This window comes from Bacteroides sp. 3_2_5 (assembly GCF_000159855.2).
GTDB classification, from domain to species: Bacteria; Bacteroidota; Bacteroidia; order Bacteroidales; family Bacteroidaceae; genus Bacteroides; species Bacteroides fragilis.
This window is the reverse complement of sequence record NZ_JH636044.1, coordinates 1,617,897-1,633,418: the sequence shown is the minus strand read 5'-3', so window position 1 is coordinate 1,633,418 and position 15,522 is coordinate 1,617,897. Positions and strand designations below refer to the sequence as shown.

General features: G+C 45.3%; 14 protein-coding genes. 10 read left to right on the top strand and 4 right to left on the bottom strand.

Annotated elements, in window-relative coordinates; translation table 11 throughout:
* The first annotated feature begins 11 nt into the window (after positions 1-11).
* The 6 genes from BSHG_RS11340 (at position 12) to BSHG_RS11365 (ending at position 5,752) form a co-directional block, all read left to right on the top strand.
* A complete protein-coding gene (locus BSHG_RS11340; protein ID WP_005786133.1) occupies positions 12-1,187 on the top strand; it encodes an MFS transporter in 1,176 nt (391 codons plus the stop codon).
* A 32-nt stretch (positions 1,188-1,219) separates the two neighbouring features.
* Positions 1,220-1,648: a hypothetical protein gene (locus BSHG_RS11345; RefSeq protein ID WP_005795500.1), complete on the top strand. Its 429-nt coding sequence runs from the start codon at positions 1,220-1,222 to the stop codon at positions 1,646-1,648.
* A gap of 334 nt (positions 1,649-1,982) precedes the next feature.
* On the top strand, positions 1,983-2,855 hold the full coding sequence (locus tag BSHG_RS11350) for a VIT1/CCC1 transporter family protein (RefSeq protein WP_005786129.1): 873 nt from the start codon (positions 1,983-1,985) through the stop codon (positions 2,853-2,855).
* Between the two features lie 24 nt (positions 2,856-2,879).
* A complete protein-coding gene (locus tag BSHG_RS11355) occupies positions 2,880-4,310 on the top strand; it encodes a Na+/H+ antiporter NhaC family protein (protein WP_008659129.1) in 1,431 nt (476 codons plus the stop codon).
* A 68-nt stretch (positions 4,311-4,378) separates the two neighbouring features.
* On the top strand, positions 4,379-4,969 hold the full coding sequence (locus tag BSHG_RS11360) for a DUF4251 domain-containing protein (RefSeq protein ID WP_005786125.1): 591 nt from the start codon (positions 4,379-4,381) through the stop codon (positions 4,967-4,969).
* A 105-nt stretch (positions 4,970-5,074) separates the two neighbouring features.
* The gene (locus BSHG_RS11365) at positions 5,075-5,752 is read left to right on the top strand and encodes a LuxR C-terminal-related transcriptional regulator (RefSeq protein WP_005786122.1); all 678 of its coding nucleotides are present in this window, start codon (positions 5,075-5,077) and stop codon (positions 5,750-5,752) included.
* Between the two features lie 124 nt (positions 5,753-5,876).
* On the opposite strand, the gene mnmA is transcribed toward BSHG_RS11365, so the two are convergent.
* Together mnmA and BSHG_RS11375 are read right to left on the bottom strand one after the other, a co-directional pair.
* Positions 5,877-6,938, bottom strand: a complete 1,062-nt coding sequence (gene mnmA / locus BSHG_RS11370) for a tRNA 2-thiouridine(34) synthase MnmA (RefSeq protein ID WP_005800832.1) — start codon at positions 6,936-6,938, stop codon at positions 5,877-5,879.
* A 4-nt stretch (positions 6,939-6,942) separates the two neighbouring features.
* Complete coding sequence (locus BSHG_RS11375) at positions 6,943-8,229, bottom strand: O-acetylhomoserine aminocarboxypropyltransferase/cysteine synthase family protein (protein WP_005786117.1); 1,287 nt, start codon at positions 8,227-8,229, stop codon at positions 6,943-6,945.
* A 169-nt stretch (positions 8,230-8,398) separates the two neighbouring features.
* Between BSHG_RS11375 and BSHG_RS11380 the strand changes: the two genes are divergently transcribed.
* Complete coding sequence (locus BSHG_RS11380; RefSeq protein ID WP_008659124.1) at positions 8,399-9,223, top strand: DUF4595 domain-containing protein; 825 nt, start codon at positions 8,399-8,401, stop codon at positions 9,221-9,223.
* A 216-nt stretch (positions 9,224-9,439) separates the two neighbouring features.
* On the opposite strand, the gene BSHG_RS11385 is transcribed toward BSHG_RS11380, so the two are convergent.
* Together BSHG_RS11385 and BSHG_RS11390 are read right to left on the bottom strand one after the other, a co-directional pair.
* Positions 9,440-10,258, bottom strand: coding sequence for an alpha/beta hydrolase (locus BSHG_RS11385; RefSeq protein WP_005786111.1), 819 nt, complete (start codon positions 10,256-10,258; stop codon positions 9,440-9,442).
* 31 nt (positions 10,259-10,289) lie between these two features.
* Positions 10,290-10,727, bottom strand: coding sequence for a putative signal transducing protein (locus tag BSHG_RS11390; RefSeq protein ID WP_008659123.1), 438 nt, complete (start codon positions 10,725-10,727; stop codon positions 10,290-10,292).
* 106 nt (positions 10,728-10,833) lie between these two features.
* Here BSHG_RS11390 and BSHG_RS11395 point away from each other — a divergent pair, with 106 nt between their 5' ends.
* The 3 genes from BSHG_RS11395 to BSHG_RS11405 all read left to right on the top strand — a co-directional run bounded on the left by BSHG_RS11395 (position 10,834) and on the right by BSHG_RS11405 (position 15,494).
* Positions 10,834-13,206 carry a TonB-dependent receptor gene (locus tag BSHG_RS11395; protein ID WP_008659121.1) on the top strand — a complete coding sequence of 791 codons (2,373 nt, stop codon included), beginning with the start codon at positions 10,834-10,836 and terminating at the stop codon, positions 13,204-13,206.
* 41 nt (positions 13,207-13,247) lie between these two features.
* Positions 13,248-14,048: a M48 family metallopeptidase gene (locus BSHG_RS11400; protein ID WP_005786103.1), complete on the top strand. Its 801-nt coding sequence runs from the start codon at positions 13,248-13,250 to the stop codon at positions 14,046-14,048.
* 156 nt (positions 14,049-14,204) lie between these two features.
* Positions 14,205-15,494, top strand: a complete 1,290-nt coding sequence (locus tag BSHG_RS11405; protein WP_005786101.1) for a hemolysin family protein — start codon at positions 14,205-14,207, stop codon at positions 15,492-15,494.
* The last annotated feature ends 28 nt before the right edge of the window (positions 15,495-15,522 follow it).

Sequence of the window (15,522 nt, the reverse complement as noted above, 5' to 3'; positions counted from 1 at the left end):
AACTTTGTGCCATGAAACAGATTTTGAAAGAAAACGGCGGACTACCGGCTTCGATTCTTTGGACACTTGCTATTGTTGCAGGTATATCGGTAGCCAATCTGTACTATAACCAGCCTTTACTGAATATGATCCGCCATGAATTGGGTGTTTCGGAGTTCGAAACAAACCTGATTGCCATGGTAACGCAGATCGGATATGCCCTCGGACTATTGTTTATCGTCCCCTTAGGCGATTTATATCAGCGAAAGCGGATCATTCTCACCAGCTTCTCCATATTAATCGTTTCGTTGCTGGTGATCGCGATGGCCCCCAACATCCACGTCATCCTGTGTGCCTCGCTCCTCACCGGCATCTGTTCGGTGATGCCACAGATATTCATCCCGATAGCTTCCCAATTCTCACGTCCGGAAAACAAAGGGAGAAATGTAGGAATCGTCGTATCGGGACTACTGACCGGCATTTTGGCCTCACGTGTAGTCAGCGGGTTTATAGGAGAACTGTTTGGTTGGCGTGAGATGTATTACATCGCTGCCGGCATGATGTTGATATGTGGTATGGTAGTCATGCGGGTATTACCGGACATACGCCCGAACTTTCAGGGCAAATACAGCGACTTAATGAAGTCTTTGCTTTCACTGCTGAAGCAGTATCCCGAGCTCCGCATCTTTTCAGTCCGCGCCGCACTTGCTTTCGGTTCATTTCTAGCCATGTGGTCATGTCTGGCATTTAAAATGGGAAGTGCCCCCTTCTACGCTGACAGCCACATCATCGGTATGTTAGGATTGTGCGGCATTGCCGGCGCCTTATCAGCCTCTCTTGTAGGTAAGTATGTACGGAAAGTGGGAGTCAGACGATTCAATTTCATCGGATGCGGACTGATCTTATCAGCTTGGTTGCTTCTCTTTATCGGAGAGAACTCCTATTGGGGAATCGTTGCCGGTATCATCATCATCGATATCGGCATGCAATGTATCCAATTGAGCAATCAAACCCGTATCTTCGAACTCTGTCCGAGTGCTTCGAACCGCATTAATACTATTTTTATGACAACTTACTTCATAGGAGCCTCCACCGGGACATTTCTGGCAGGAACTTTCTGGCAGGCATTCGGTTGGCATGGAGTCATAGGCACAGGAGTGGCCTTGACTACCGGCTCACTGCTGATTACTTTTTTTTCAAAACGATAATCCGAATAGTAACAAAAGTTGTTATATAAATCATGAAGTACGGAGTAAACAGACAAGTGTTATTAATCACAGCCGGCATCGTCTGGATAGTGGCGGGAGCCAATATTCTCCGGATTGGTATTGTCACCTGGCTTAATGACTCACAATATTGGCTTTTTAAGGTAGGCGAAGCCACAGTTGTTTTCCTGCTCTTTTTTGTCCTTGTCTTCCGAAAGCTCTACTACAAACACACTCGCCGGATTGAGCAAAAGAAAAAAGAGAAAAATTGCCCCTTTTCTTTCTTCGATGCAAAGGGATGGATCGTCATGTGTTTCATGATAGCAATGGGAATCACCATCCGGACATTACACCTGTTGCCCGACACTTTCATTTCGGTATTTTACACCGGACTCTCACTGGCACTTATGTTCACAGGCACATTATTTATACGCTACTGGTGGCGCAAAAGACCACATACTTAGTACCCATGCAAGAGCTCTCTCCGCTCGTTTTTCACTGAGGTCGCCCCCAGAACAGCAGGGAAAGCCGAAGGGAATAAAAGACCTAATGCCCCATAAACTACCCTCCCTATAAAGAAAGCTCAAATATCAGTTAGTATTTCCGGACAGTTATTAAAGTCCATACCGCCAATTACCACGTATTTCTGAACGGCTGAAATCAACAGGCTCTCAGAAAAAAGGAGCATTGCCTATTCTTAATGTGGCTAAAGAACTTTTAAATATCCCGACTCAACTTCATGAAATAAATGACATTTGCGCCATTTATTGTATCTTTGCAAAATTAAAAGTGATGAAGATGGACTTGAAGAAAGAAGTGAAGGAAGAGTTTATCCGTTTCCAACGAAATGAGAAAACCGAAAGTATCGTATACGAACGACTGGCCTCTATTGAAAAAGACGAATCGAACCGCAAAGTATTACGTCTGATCTCAGCAGAAGAAAAAGCGCACTATGCCACACTGAAGAAATATACGGAAACCGACGTTGCACCAGACAAGTTGCGTATAGCCAAATATTACTGGCTGGCAAGAATCCTGGGTATTACATTTGCCATTAAACTGATGGAGTCAAGTGAAGAGAATGCACATCATGATTATGCCAAATATACAGATTATCCGGACCTCCGGCAATTGGCCAATGAAGAAGAAGTTCATGAACAGAAATTAATCGGGCTAATCAACGAAGAACGACTTGAATATATGGGTTCGGTAGTGCTCGGTCTGAATGATGCCTTGGTGGAATTTACCGGGGCATTGGCGGGATTCACTCTGGCCTTGAGTGACTCCAGGCTGATAGCCCTGACGGGAAGCATCACGGGGATTGCCGCAGCTTTATCAATGGCTTCTTCCGAATATCTCTCGACCAAATCGGAAGGAGGAGAAACGAAACATCCCATAAAGGCCGCCATCTATACGGGTATTGCTTATATCATCACGGTAGTGGCGCTGGTTGCTCCCTTCATACTGATCGAAAACGTACTGATAGCTTTGGGAGTAATGCTGGCCATGGCTTTGGTAATCATTGCATTATTTAATTATTACTATTCGGTAGCACGCGGAGAAAGTTTCCGCAAAAGATTCACCGAGATGGCAGTACTTAGTTTCAGCGTAGCCGGCATTAGCTTTCTGATAGGCTATGCACTGAAAACATTTACAGGAATAGACGCTTAAACATAAAAAAGGAAAAGAAGAATCATGAAAAAAGCCCCCTCACCTCTTGTTTCTCTGATCCCTCTGGTCGTATTGGTTATCATGCTATTTGCCACCATACGTACCTTTGGCAGCGATGCACTCAGCGGAGGTAGCCAAGTGTCCCTGCTGACTACAACAGCCGTTTGCATACTGATCGGTATGGGATTCTACAAAATAGGCTGGAAAGACTTTGAACTGGCCATCACAAACAACATTACAGGCGTATCTACCGCCCTAATCATTCTGCTGATTATCGGCGCATTGAGCGGTGCATGGATGATAAGCGGTGTGGTCCCCACATTGATTTATTACGGAGTGCAAATCATACATCCCAGTTTTTTCCTGACCTCTACCTGCATTATCTGTGCCTTGGTATCGGTTATGACCGGAAGCTCCTGGACTACGATTGCTACCATCGGAATCGCTTTAATGGGCATTGGCAAAGCACAGGGATTCGAAGAAGGCTGGATAGCCGGAGCCATTATTTCGGGCGCATACTTCGGAGATAAAATCTCTCCATTATCGGATACGACAATATTAGCAGCCTCAGTTACCGATACTCCCCTCTTCAGACATATCCGTTATATGTTGATAACTACCGTACCTTCACTAATCATTACCTTGGTTATCTTTACAGTAGCCGGATTGTCACACAATGCCGGAAGCACAGAACATATAGCCGAATTCTCGGCCGCACTGGCAGGAAAGTTCCACATTACACCATGGCTGCTGATTGTACCGGTAGTTACAGGTGTACTGATTGCTCGGCGGGTACCTTCCGTCATCACCTTATTTCTGTCGGCGGCATTGGCAGGGGCATTCGCCGTATTCTTCCAACCCGACCTGTTACAGGAAATATCCGGTTTGCAAAATTCCGAAGGCACACAGTCCATCTTCAAAGGACTGATGATGACTCTTTATGGAGGGACCAGTCTACAGACAAGCAATGAAGCACTCACCGAACTGATGGCTACCCGGGGTATGGCAGGCATGATGAATACGGTATGGCTTATTATCTGTGCGATGTGTTTCGGCGGGGCTATGACTGCCGGCGGCATGTTAGGAAGTATCACTTCCGTATTTGTCCGCTTCATGAAAAATACAGTCAGCATGGTGGCCTCTACGGTTTGCTCTGGTATTTTCCTGAACCTCGCCACAGCCGATCAGTATATTAGCATTATCCTGACCGGAAACATGTTCCGGGATATTTATGAAAAGAAAGGTTATGAAAGCTGTTTGCTCAGTCGAACCACGGAAGATTCTGTTACAGTGACCTCCGTATTAATACCATGGAACACCTGCGGAATGACGCAAGCCACGATACTGAGTGTTCCTACACTGGTTTATCTTCCCTATTGCTTCTTCAACATTATCAGTCCGTTAATGAGCATTACGATTGCTGCCATCGGATATAAAATTGTGAGACGCAAGTGAACAATCTGAAAAGGGAGTTGTTCTTGGAATAAACGAACAACAGTTTTAAACCTAAACAAAAAAAAGTTATGAAAAAGTTTATTGCATTAGTAGCATTAGTATTAGTAAGTGCATCGACTTTAATGTATGCACAAGAGTCACAGAGAGACATACGCCGCGCTGACCGTAAAGCACAAAGAGACGCAGAAAGAGCCAGACTGAAAGCTGAGGAACAAGCTGCCGACCAAGTGGCCTATCAGCAAGCCGTACAGGCTATCAAAGACAAACAGTTTGTACTGGAAGCCGATCAGGTAATCTTCAAACGCGGCCAGACAGCTTTCGTATCGTCCAACACTAACTTTGTAATGTTGAACGGACAGAGAGCAACCGTACAGGTAGCGTTCAATACTCCGTATCCCGGCCCTAACGGAATTGGCGGTGTAACAGTGGACGGAACCACTTCGGATGTAAAAGTGACTACCGACAAACGAGGCAATGTGAACTGCAACTTCAGCGTACAAGGTATCGGTATCTCGGCACAAGTCTTTATCACATTGACAAACGGAGGCAACAACGCCACTGTGACCATTAATCCGAACTTCAACTCCAATACATTAACGTTGAGCGGCAACCTTGTTCCGCTGAACCAGTCGGATGTATTTAAAGGCCGTTCATGGTAATAAGAGTGACGAGACTCTATTTAAGCTCGTAACTAATTCACATAACTCCGCTGCAAATCGCACAAAAAGTGTACATTTGCAACGGAGTTTTTTTATGGACAGATTATGAGAGAATATATCATCGCAGATAATCAGGACATCACGAAAGCAGGAATGATGTTTCTGTTAAGCAAGCAAAAAGAGGTAAGCTTGTTGCTGGAAGCCGACAATAAGATGGAGTTGGTCCAGTTGTTGCGCATTCATCCGCAAGCGGTGGTTATTTTAGACTATACACTATTTGATTTTTCCGGTGCAGATGAATTGATCATCCTTCAGGAACGATTCAAAGAATCAGACTGGTTATTGTTTTCGGATGAATTGAGCATCGGATTTCTGAGGCAGGTATTGTTCAGCAGCAATGCTTTCGGAGTCGTGCTGAAAGACAACTCCAAGGAAGAGATAATGTCGGCCCTGCAATGCGCATCACGAAAAGAGCGCTTTATCTGCAATCATGTAAGCAATCTGTTATTATCGGGAAGTGGAAATGTAAACACTGCTTCAGCCGTGCACACTTTCGTACCGCAGGAAGACCGTCTGCTCACACCGACGGAAAAAATAATCTTAAAAGAAATAGCTTCCGGCAAAACGACCAAAGAGATAGCGGCAGAGAAGCATCTGAGTTTTCATACCATCAACAGTCACCGAAAAAATATATTCCGCAAACTGGGAGTGAACAATGTGCACGAGGCTACCAAATATGCCATGCGGGCAGGCATTGTGGATCTGGCGGAATATTATATCTAAAGCAGAAGAGCGTACCGAAAATCAACCCAAATACACCGATTCATACAGACCTCGAGCAGCGACCGATTATTAAGCCGCATCTCTGTACAAACCGGTGTCATCTGAAGGAGCTTTCGTTATATTCTTATCCTATTTCTCCACTCCCGAAACAAACCCGGGATTCGGCGTCATAAATCACGCCAAACTGTCCCGGTGCAATTCCCTGTAATTTTTCGGAAGAAATAATCCGGTATCCCTCTTCGTCATGTAGCAAACGGCCTTTGATAAACTCAGGTGTATGCCGGATCTTAAATGTTACTTCCTCCTCGCCTGTCGAGCCTTCCCACGGGTTATCTGTAATAAAATTGAAGTCTTTCATCCTGAATTCATAACCATACTGCTGCTCGGCATCATAACCGTGGGAGACGTAAATAATGTTATCCTGAATATCCTTCTTCACAACGAACCAGGGTCCTCCTCCCAATCCCAATCCTTTTCGCTGGCCAATGGTATGAAACCAATAGCCGCGATGAGTACCAATCTTCTTACCTGTTTCAAATTCGATCACCGCCCCCTCTTTTTCTCCCAGAAAGCGACGGACAAAATCGTTATAATTTATCTTGCCCAAAAAGCAAATTCCCTGACTATCCTTCCGACGGGCACTGGGCAATCCGGCCTGCAACGCTATCTCACGCACTTCATGCTTCATCAGCCCACCTATCGGAAACAACAATTTCGAAACCTGCAAATAGTCAATCTGGGCCAGGAAATCAGTCTGATCTTTTATCGGGTCCTTGGCTGTACCCAGCCAGGTTTTCCCGCCTAGTTGCAAGGTCGTAGCATAATGTCCGGTTGCCGTAAGATCGAAATCTTTTCCGACCTGCTGCTCGAAACAGCCAAACTTAATCAGCTTGTTACACATCACATCCGGATTCGGAGTCTGCCCCTTCCGTATCTTTTCTATGGCATAAGCAGCCACATTATCCCAGTATTCCCGATGTAAATCGACAACCTCCAGTGCCAAACCGTAGCGTCGGGCTATGGCAGTAGACAGTTCTATATCCTCTTCGGCAGAACAGTCCATGTATTCCGCCCCATCCATACCTATTTTGATGTAAAACAGTGTAGGCTTGTAGCCCTGCTCACAAAGCAGATGTACAACAACCGAACTGTCCACTCCTCCCGATAATAATGCTGCTATATCCATTTTTTTAAATTTTCTCTAATGCCTGACGTAAGTCATCAATAATGTCCTCAATATGCTCCGTACCTATCGAAAGTCTGACCGTTCCGGGTTTAATCCCCTGTTCCTCCAGCTCCTGCGCATTCAACTGCGAGTGTGTGGTAGTGGCCGGATGAATCACCAGCGACTTCACATCGGCCACATTGGCCAGCAAAGAGAATATCTGCAGACTATCGATAAACTTCTGCGCTTCCTCCGTTCCTCCCTTTACCTCGAAAGTGAAGATAGAACCTGCCCCGCCAGGAAAATAACGTTGATAGATGGCATGATCCGGATGACCGGGCAATGATGGATGATTAACAGCCGCTACCTTCGGATGGTTCACCAGAAAATCAATAACCTTCAAAGCATTGGCCACATGCCGTTCTACACGCAAAGACAAAGTCTCCAACCCTTGCAGCAAGATAAAAGCATTGAACGGGCTGATGGCAGCACCCGTATCGCGCAGCAACACCGCACGTATACGGACAATGTAGGCAGCAGCCCCGGCAGCATCGACAAACCGTACCCCATGATAACTTGCATCCGGCTCGGTCAGTTGCGGGAATTTACCGGAAGCAACCCAGTCAAATTTACCGGAATCGACAATAACTCCTCCCAACGAACTGCCGTGTCCGCCAATGAATTTTGTGGCAGAATGTACCACAATGTCTGCCCCGTGCTCAATGGGACGGATAAGGTAAGGCGTACCGAAAGTATTATCCACAATCAGCGGAATCCGATATTTATGGGCAATGGCAGCTACGGCATCCATATCGATAATATTGGAATTGGGGTTTCCCAGAGTTTCAATGAATATCGCCTTTGTATTTTCACGAATCGCCCGTTCGAAATTAAAAAGATCGGACGGATCTACAAAAGTGGTCGTTACTCCATAAGCAGGCAGAGTATGCGCCAGCAAGTTATATGTGCCCCCATAAATGGTCTTGGCAGCCACAATATGATCACCGGAACGGGTGATATTCTCAATAGCATAGGTCACGGCAGCAGCTCCGGAAGCCACGGCAAGCCCACCTACTCCCCCTTCAAGTGCTGCGATGCGTTCCTCCAATACTCCCTGAGTGGAATTGGTCAGTCGTCCATAAATATTCCCAGGGTCTTGCAATCCAAATCGTGCGGCGGCATGGGCCGAATCCCGGAACACATAGGAAGTTGTCTGATAAATAGGTACGGCACGCGCATCGGTTGCCGGGTCGGGAGTCTCCTGTCCAACATGGAGTTGTAAAGTCTCAAAATGTAATTTTTTCGTTTCCATTTGCTATCTATATTTAGAGTTCATTGTCAGTGTCCAATCTTTATATGTGGCAAAGATAGAGGAATCCGGTATGGAAAGAAATCGCACATTGAAGGCATTTTTATACCACAATCGTGGTAGATAGAGCAGGTTATTAACTACATTTGCAGGCAAATAAAACATTATTGATATGAATAAACTTCTATACTGTTTCTTTTTATCATTTTCTGTCATAGCTACCTCGGCATGTACCGATGATAAGGAAGAACGGGAATTTCCTCCGGCCCCCGATTTCAGCCTGATGATCCTGAAAGAGAATCTGCACAGTAACGGAGGCGACGTATTACGCACCGATACTTATGTATACGATAACAATAAACTAACGACCCATACCACATTACAGGAGTTCTACGGGCAGAGCCTGACCCACGAAACGACTCTCTCCTACTCCGGTAACGAAGTGACATTGGCAGATGAAAACGGAAATACCGCCATTTATATCTTAGGAAGTGCGGGATATGCCACCGAATGTACTTACAAATTGTCCGACCAGGTCAGAAAGTACACCTTCACCTATTCCGGTGAATATCTTACCCGGATCGATGAAGAAATAAACAGTACGCCTTATTCTTCCGTAGAGTTGGCATACGACGACAACGGGAATTTAAGCCATATCATTGCCAATGGCTTGCAAACCAATTATCAGGCGGGAAATACGGAGAACCTGTATCAGCTCCCTTGCCTGCAAGTTTGCGAAACTTACCCCCTGTCTTTCCACAACGACGCTATTTATGCCGGACTGTTGGGCCGTCAGTCCAAACACCTGATTATCGGCAACACTCCGAAAGAAAACAAAGAGGAGTATACAAAATACACTTATGAACTGGATGAAAACGAAAAGCCAACCGGAATCATCGCTAAGACCACTTCTACAGGTACTGTGATCGACATAAACGGTAATGCATACGATGAAACAAAAACAGACACGAGAACCATCGGCATCACCATCGAATAAGGGGAACGACTTCAATCCTGCCTCCACGAAGTAGTAATGTAATGCCCCATAACAATATATGTTATTTCGATTACATATATTGTTATGGGGCATTACATATATTGGCATTTTCCTTACAAACAATTCCTCCCCGGACTCACCGGCACCTCTCCGGATTCCATACGCCGAGGGAGGAACGGGACGTATAATCCCATGATGCCCCTTATCACTCGCTCTTTACTCTCCGGCAAAGAACTTGCTGAAGAAAAGAATCTGATAATCAATGGAATTATTCCAGTATTTTCCATTGTGTTCACCGGGACGGGTAATAAAATCATGATCTATCTTACGGCCCAACAACCGATCGTGAAAGTCTTTATTCACATTCAGAAAAAAATCATCCTCACCGCAATCTATAATTAAAGCAAGATCACCATTCTGAATCTTATCGAGTTGATTGACTACCGTATGTTCGTCCCATATTCTTTTATTTGAGGCCAGTTCACCCAACTGCTTGTTCATGCTCCAGTTTTTGGGGAAAGGACGGATATCGACACCTCCGCTGGTGCTTCCTGCCGCTCCAAACACGTCTTTATGGCGAATACCTAACCACATTGCCCCATGTCCTCCCATGCTGAGACCGGTAATGGCACGTCCCTTCCGATCAGCAATCGTTTTATAATTACGGTCAATGTAGTTCACTAACTCTGAAGAAACAAACGTTTCATATCGGTACGCCGGATTCTTGGGGCTGTCCCAGTACCAACTGTCTTTGCCGTCGGGACACACAAAAATGATCCCTTTTTCATCTGCTATTTCCGGCAAGTTCGGTTTTATCTGAATCCAGGTCTTAGCATGACCGCCATACCCATGCAACAAGTAAAGTACCGGACAAGCTGCTGCATTTTTTCCCAAAGCAACATCAGGGGTCACTACCAACACCTGCACCTCCTTATTCATAGAGGGACTCTTCACCATCAGCGTATCTACCCTTGCGGCACTAAGCGGCAATACAAATAAAAGCAGACAAGCCAAAAATAAATTTCTTCTTTTCATTTTTAATCTATGTTTTTTAGAGTTTGTCTTTTCAATCTTTCTCTTCCAAAGCAGAAGGGTTGAATTCCGTAACCGGCTTTTCGAAAGCTTTCCCGCAATGGTCGCAGATATATTCCCAATGATTGCCTCCGGGCGGGACAGTAGCCAGCATAGAAACAATGGCAGCGCTGACAGCCCTCACACGATGCTCCTTTTTAAGAACAAACTTAATCCGGTCCGAACCGCAGAAAGGACAAAACTTCTGTTCTTCGGGTATCATCTGATTCTGCCTCAGCAACTGCATGGCTGCTTCATAATCGCAATCCGCCACCAAGACATCCACTCCTGAGATGTCATGGACAAAACCCCGCAACAAGGTCGACATATTTTCATTATGTAATAGAGAATCAATACCTTCATTAGCAAGTGCTCCCTGTATAATATGAGCTTGAAAGGCATCATCGCAAGTAATCAGTTTTATGGTTTTCATCTTTTCTATTTAAAACTTTCCCACAAAAATAGCAGATAAAAACGAGAGACGAAACCATTTTTATATAACTTTGCACAGAATTCACAAAGTATATCGAACCGGGCCAATGAAGAAAAATGTTTTGTTCCTGTTGTTACTCGGCCTGCTCACCACAGTCAGTGCGCAACCGACACACCGAATAAAGGGAACTGTGATTGACAAAGCCAGTCGTCAACCGCTGGAATTTATCAATGTACTGGTCTTAGGGCTGGGACGCGGAGGAGTGACAGATGCCGAAGGGCACTTCAACATCGGAGAAGTCCCTCCGGGCATTTATCGTCTGCAGGCGTCTGCTGTAGGATACAAAACCATACTCACCCCCGAATATATCGTCTCTACTAAAGATCTCACCATCCAAATAGAAACAGAAGAAAACCTGACCGAATTAGAAGGAGTCACGGTTACTGCTTCTCCTTTCCGAAGAGACCCGGAGAGTCCTGTAGGGCTACGTATCATCGGATTGCAGGAAATCGAGAAAAGCCCCGGAGCCAACCGGGATATCTCACGTATTGTCCAATCTTATCCGGGCGTTGCCTTCTCCCCTGCCGGATATCGAAATGACCTGATCGTACGCGGAGGATCTCCTTCCGAAAACCGTTTCTATCTGGATGGAGTAGAAATTCCCAATATTAATCATTTCAGCACTCAAGGGGCCTCGGGAGGTCCGGTGGGCATCATCAACGCAGACTTGATTCGTGAAGTCAATTTCTATACGGGAGCTTTTCCGACCGACAGAGGGAATGCCATGAGTTCGGTACTCGACTTTAAGCTTCGGGACGGAGATATGGAACGCAATTCATTAAAAGCAACTTTAGGAGCCTCGGAAGTCTCGTTAGCATCGAACGGACATATAGGAAAGAAGACATCTTATCTGGTTTCGGTGCGTCAGTCATACCTCCAGTTTTTATTTGACATGTTGGGGTTACCTTTCCTGCCAACTTTCACCGACGCACAATTTAAACTGAAAACTCGCTTCAATGCCAACAACGAGTTGACAATACTGGGGCTCGGAGGAATCGATAACATGAAACTGAATACCAAGCTGGATGGAGAAAAAGCGGAATACATATTGAGTTACCTGCCCAAGATACAGCAGGAGACTTTTACACTGGGAGCCGTATACCGTCACTATGCAGGCATACATGTACAATCTGTAGTCGTCAGCCACAGTTACCTGAACAACCGCAATACCAAATATCTGAATAATGACGAAAGCAGTACGGACAACTTATCCCTGAAGTTGCGCTCAGTGGAACAGGAGACCAAATTCCGGATAGAGAACACCTCGACTTTCGGTAATTGGAAAATTAATTTCGGAGCCAATCTGGATTATTCCCAATACACCAACACCACCTTTCAACGAGTGTATATTGATGAAGGCAGGACGTTTGATTATCACACGTATCTGGGTATGTGGCGTTGGGGCATATTCGGAACCATCAACTATGCAACTACCAATGAACGATTCACTGCCTCACTCGGCGTACGGACCGATGCCAACAACTTTTCTTCCGGCATGAAAGGGATGGGCGACCAACTCTCACCCCGCCTGTCACTATCATACCGGCTGACAGACGGATTATATTTAAGTGGAAATGCAGGACTATATTATCAGCTCCCGCCTTATACCGGATTGGGATTTAAAGATAACAATGGAGCATGGGTCAACAAATACCTCCGTTACATGAGCGTCAGTCAAGAAAGTCTCGGCCTGAGTTGGCATCCGGGAAATACATTCGAACTGTCTGCCGAAGGTTTTTACAAACAATATGATAAAATACCGTTCTCCATCGCAGACGGCATCCCCCTGGCTTGCAAAGGCAATGACTACGGAGTCATCGGAAACGAAGCCTTGTCCTCTACCGCCCAAGGACGTGCATACGGCATAGAAATATTAATGAAATGGCTGATAGCTAAAAAACTGAATCTGGCATCCTCGTTCACCCTGTTCAAAAGCGAATACCGCAACAACAAACAATCGGAGTACATCGCTTCCGCTTGGGACAACCGGTACATTTTCAATATGAGTGGAACTTATAACTTTCCACACAACTGGAGCCTGGGCATGAAAATCAGCTGTATAGGAGGAGCACCCTATACCCCTTATGATGTGGAAAAATCATCTCTTGTTACGGCATGGAATGCACAGGGACGTCCATACTATGACTACACAAAGTACAATACCGGACGCTTGCCCGCCTTCGGCCAACTGGATGTACGAGTGGACAAAACATTTTATCTGAAACGCTGTATGTTGGGATTCTACATCGATTTGCAGAATGTGACAAACAGCAAATTCAAGCAACCGGATATCCTGATGAGTACAGGCGTTATCGAAAATCCATCCGCCCCCATGGCAGAACAGCGCTACAAAATGAAATACATAACCCAGAAAAGCGGAACATTAATGCCAACCTTGGGTATCACATTTGAATATTAAATCTCGAAACAACTATATTATTAACTATAAAAACTCACAAAATGAAAAAAAGAATTGTTTTTATTGCGGCACTTTTATGCGGAATGTGCTTCACGACAGCATCCGCACAGTTCAAAATCGGTGGAAAGAAAATCAATGTAGGCAAAGTGGTACAAGCCGGTAGCGACGCAGCGAAAGCCATCACCTTGTCCGATTCGGACATCGCAGCCATGAGCAAAGAATACATGCAATGGATGGACACCCACAATCCGCTGACCGCAGCCGACAGCGAATACGGCAAACGCCTGGAGAAACTGACCGGACATATCAAAGAAGTAGACGGACTGAAAGTGAATTTCGGAGTATATGAGGTTGTCGACGTGAATGCTTTTGCCTGTGGTGACGGCAGTGTCCGCATCTGTGCCGGATTGATGGATATTATGACGGACGATGAAGTGATGGCAGTTGTCGGACATGAGATCGGTCACGTGATTCATACAGACTCTAAAGATGCCATGAAGAGTGCATATCTTCGTTCGGCAGTAAAGAATGCTGCAGGAGCAGCCAGCTCTACCGTTTCCAAACTGACTGATTCGGAACTGGGAGCTATGGCAGAAGCATTAGCCGGTGCCCAATATTCTCAGAAGCAAGAGAGCGAAGCCGATGATTATGGTTTCGAATTCAGCATCAAACATAACATTGATCCGTATGCAATGTACAATGCTCTGAACAAACTACTGGAACTCTCAGCCGAGGCCCCCAAAGAGTCTAAATTCCAGAAAATGTTCTCTTCACACCCCGATACAGCCAAACGTGTAGCACGCGCCAAAGAAAAAGCAGACAACTATACTAAGAACAAGTAAGTTCGAGAACCACAAAACTGAGTTTAACCGAGGCCGGATCCCAATATATGAGGTCCGGCCTCGGTATTTTTGAAAAAATTCATTAATAATTCCGATAGTTTTTGCGTGAGTCCGTACTTTGGTGTAATTTGCGGTCATGAAACTATTCAAACTTATATGGAATTCTTAGTAATTATTCTTTTACTCGTACTGAATGGCATTTTTGCCATGTACGAGATTGCCTTAGTATCCTCAAGTAAAGCACGTCTGGAAACCCTGGTCAGCAAAGGGAACAAATCTGCCCGGGGAGTATTGAAACAATTGGAAGAACCCGAAAAATTTCTTTCTACCATTCAGATTGGTATCACGCTGATCGGTATCGTATCGGGTGCTTTCGGTGGAGTAGCCATTGCCGATGATGTGACTCCGCTCTTTGCCATGATACCGGGAGCCGAAGTCTATGCAAAGGACCTGGCCATGATCACAACCGTAATCGTCATTACCTACCTGTCACTGATTATCGGTGAGCTTGTACCCAAATCCATCGCTCTCAGCAATCCCGAGCGCTATGCAACCTTGCTGAGTCCCGTCATGATTCTGCTGACCAAGATTTCATTCCCTTTTGTCTGGTTGCTCAGCATTTCCACCCGCCTGCTCAACAAACTGATCGGTCTGAAAAGCGAAGAACGCCTGATGACTCAGGAAGAACTGAAAATGATTCTTCACCAAAGCTCGGAGCAGGGTGTGATTGACAAAGAAGAAACCGAAATGCTACGTGATGTCTTTCGCTTTTCGGATAAACGTGCCAACGAACTGATGACTCACCGACGTGATCTGGTGGTGCTACATACGACTGACAGCAAAGAGAAAGTGCTTCAGATCATCGACAACGAGCATTTCAGTAAATACCTCCTGATTGATGACGACACCGACGAAATAGCAGGTGTGGTTTCTGTGAAAGATATCATACTGATGATAGGTAGCGAACAGGAATTCAACCTTAGAGAAATCGCACGTCCCGCCTTGTTTATACCCGAAAGTTTATACGCTAAAAAAGTTTTAGAGCTATTTAAGAAGAACAAAAATAAGTTCGGAGTTGTTGTAAACGAGTATGGCAGCACAGAGGGAATCATTACCCTGCATGACTTGACCGAAAGTATCTTTGGAGACATTCTGGAAGAGGACGATACGGAAGAAGAGGAAATCGTTCGCCGACAGGACGGCTCCTTGTTGGTAGAGGCTTCAATGAATATCGGAGATTTTATGGAAGAGATGGGAATACTCTCTTATGATGATATCGAATCGGAAGACTTTACAACTTTAGGCGGATTGGCTATGTTCCTGATAGGACGTATTCCCAAAGCCGGAGATATATTCACTTACAAAAACCTTCAGTTCGAAGTAGTGGATATGGACCGTGGAAGAGTCGATAAGCTGTTGGTTATTAAGAGAGAAGAGGAGGAATAGCAACTCACTTTTTATATTAATTTAAAGC

What these genes read in the sequence shown, in the direction of transcription:
- BSHG_RS11340 (WP_005786133.1), top strand. Translation starts at nt 12, where the DNA reads ATGAAACAGATTTTGAAAGAAAACGGCGGACTACCGGCTTCGATTCTT.
- BSHG_RS11345 (WP_005795500.1), top strand. Translation starts at nt 1,220, where the DNA reads ATGAAGTACGGAGTAAACAGACAAGTGTTATTAATCACAGCCGGCATC.
- BSHG_RS11350 (WP_005786129.1), top strand. Translation starts at nt 1,983, where the DNA reads ATGGACTTGAAGAAAGAAGTGAAGGAAGAGTTTATCCGTTTCCAACGA.
- BSHG_RS11355 (WP_008659129.1), top strand. Translation starts at nt 2,880, where the DNA reads ATGAAAAAAGCCCCCTCACCTCTTGTTTCTCTGATCCCTCTGGTCGTA.
- BSHG_RS11360 (WP_005786125.1), top strand. Translation starts at nt 4,379, where the DNA reads ATGAAAAAGTTTATTGCATTAGTAGCATTAGTATTAGTAAGTGCATCG.
- BSHG_RS11365 (WP_005786122.1), top strand. Translation starts at nt 5,075, where the DNA reads ATGAGAGAATATATCATCGCAGATAATCAGGACATCACGAAAGCAGGA.
- mnmA (WP_005800832.1), bottom strand. Translation starts at nt 6,938, where the DNA reads ATGGATATAGCAGCATTATTATCGGGAGGAGTGGACAGTTCGGTTGTT.
- BSHG_RS11375 (WP_005786117.1), bottom strand. Translation starts at nt 8,229, where the DNA reads ATGGAAACGAAAAAATTACATTTTGAGACTTTACAACTCCATGTTGGA.
- BSHG_RS11380 (WP_008659124.1), top strand. Translation starts at nt 8,399, where the DNA reads ATGAATAAACTTCTATACTGTTTCTTTTTATCATTTTCTGTCATAGCT.
- BSHG_RS11385 (WP_005786111.1), bottom strand. Translation starts at nt 10,258, where the DNA reads ATGAAAAGAAGAAATTTATTTTTGGCTTGTCTGCTTTTATTTGTATTG.
- BSHG_RS11390 (WP_008659123.1), bottom strand. Translation starts at nt 10,727, where the DNA reads ATGAAAACCATAAAACTGATTACTTGCGATGATGCCTTTCAAGCTCAT.
- BSHG_RS11395 (WP_008659121.1), top strand. Translation starts at nt 10,834, where the DNA reads ATGAAGAAAAATGTTTTGTTCCTGTTGTTACTCGGCCTGCTCACCACA.
- BSHG_RS11400 (WP_005786103.1), top strand. Translation starts at nt 13,248, where the DNA reads ATGAAAAAAAGAATTGTTTTTATTGCGGCACTTTTATGCGGAATGTGC.
- BSHG_RS11405 (WP_005786101.1), top strand. Translation starts at nt 14,205, where the DNA reads ATGGAATTCTTAGTAATTATTCTTTTACTCGTACTGAATGGCATTTTT.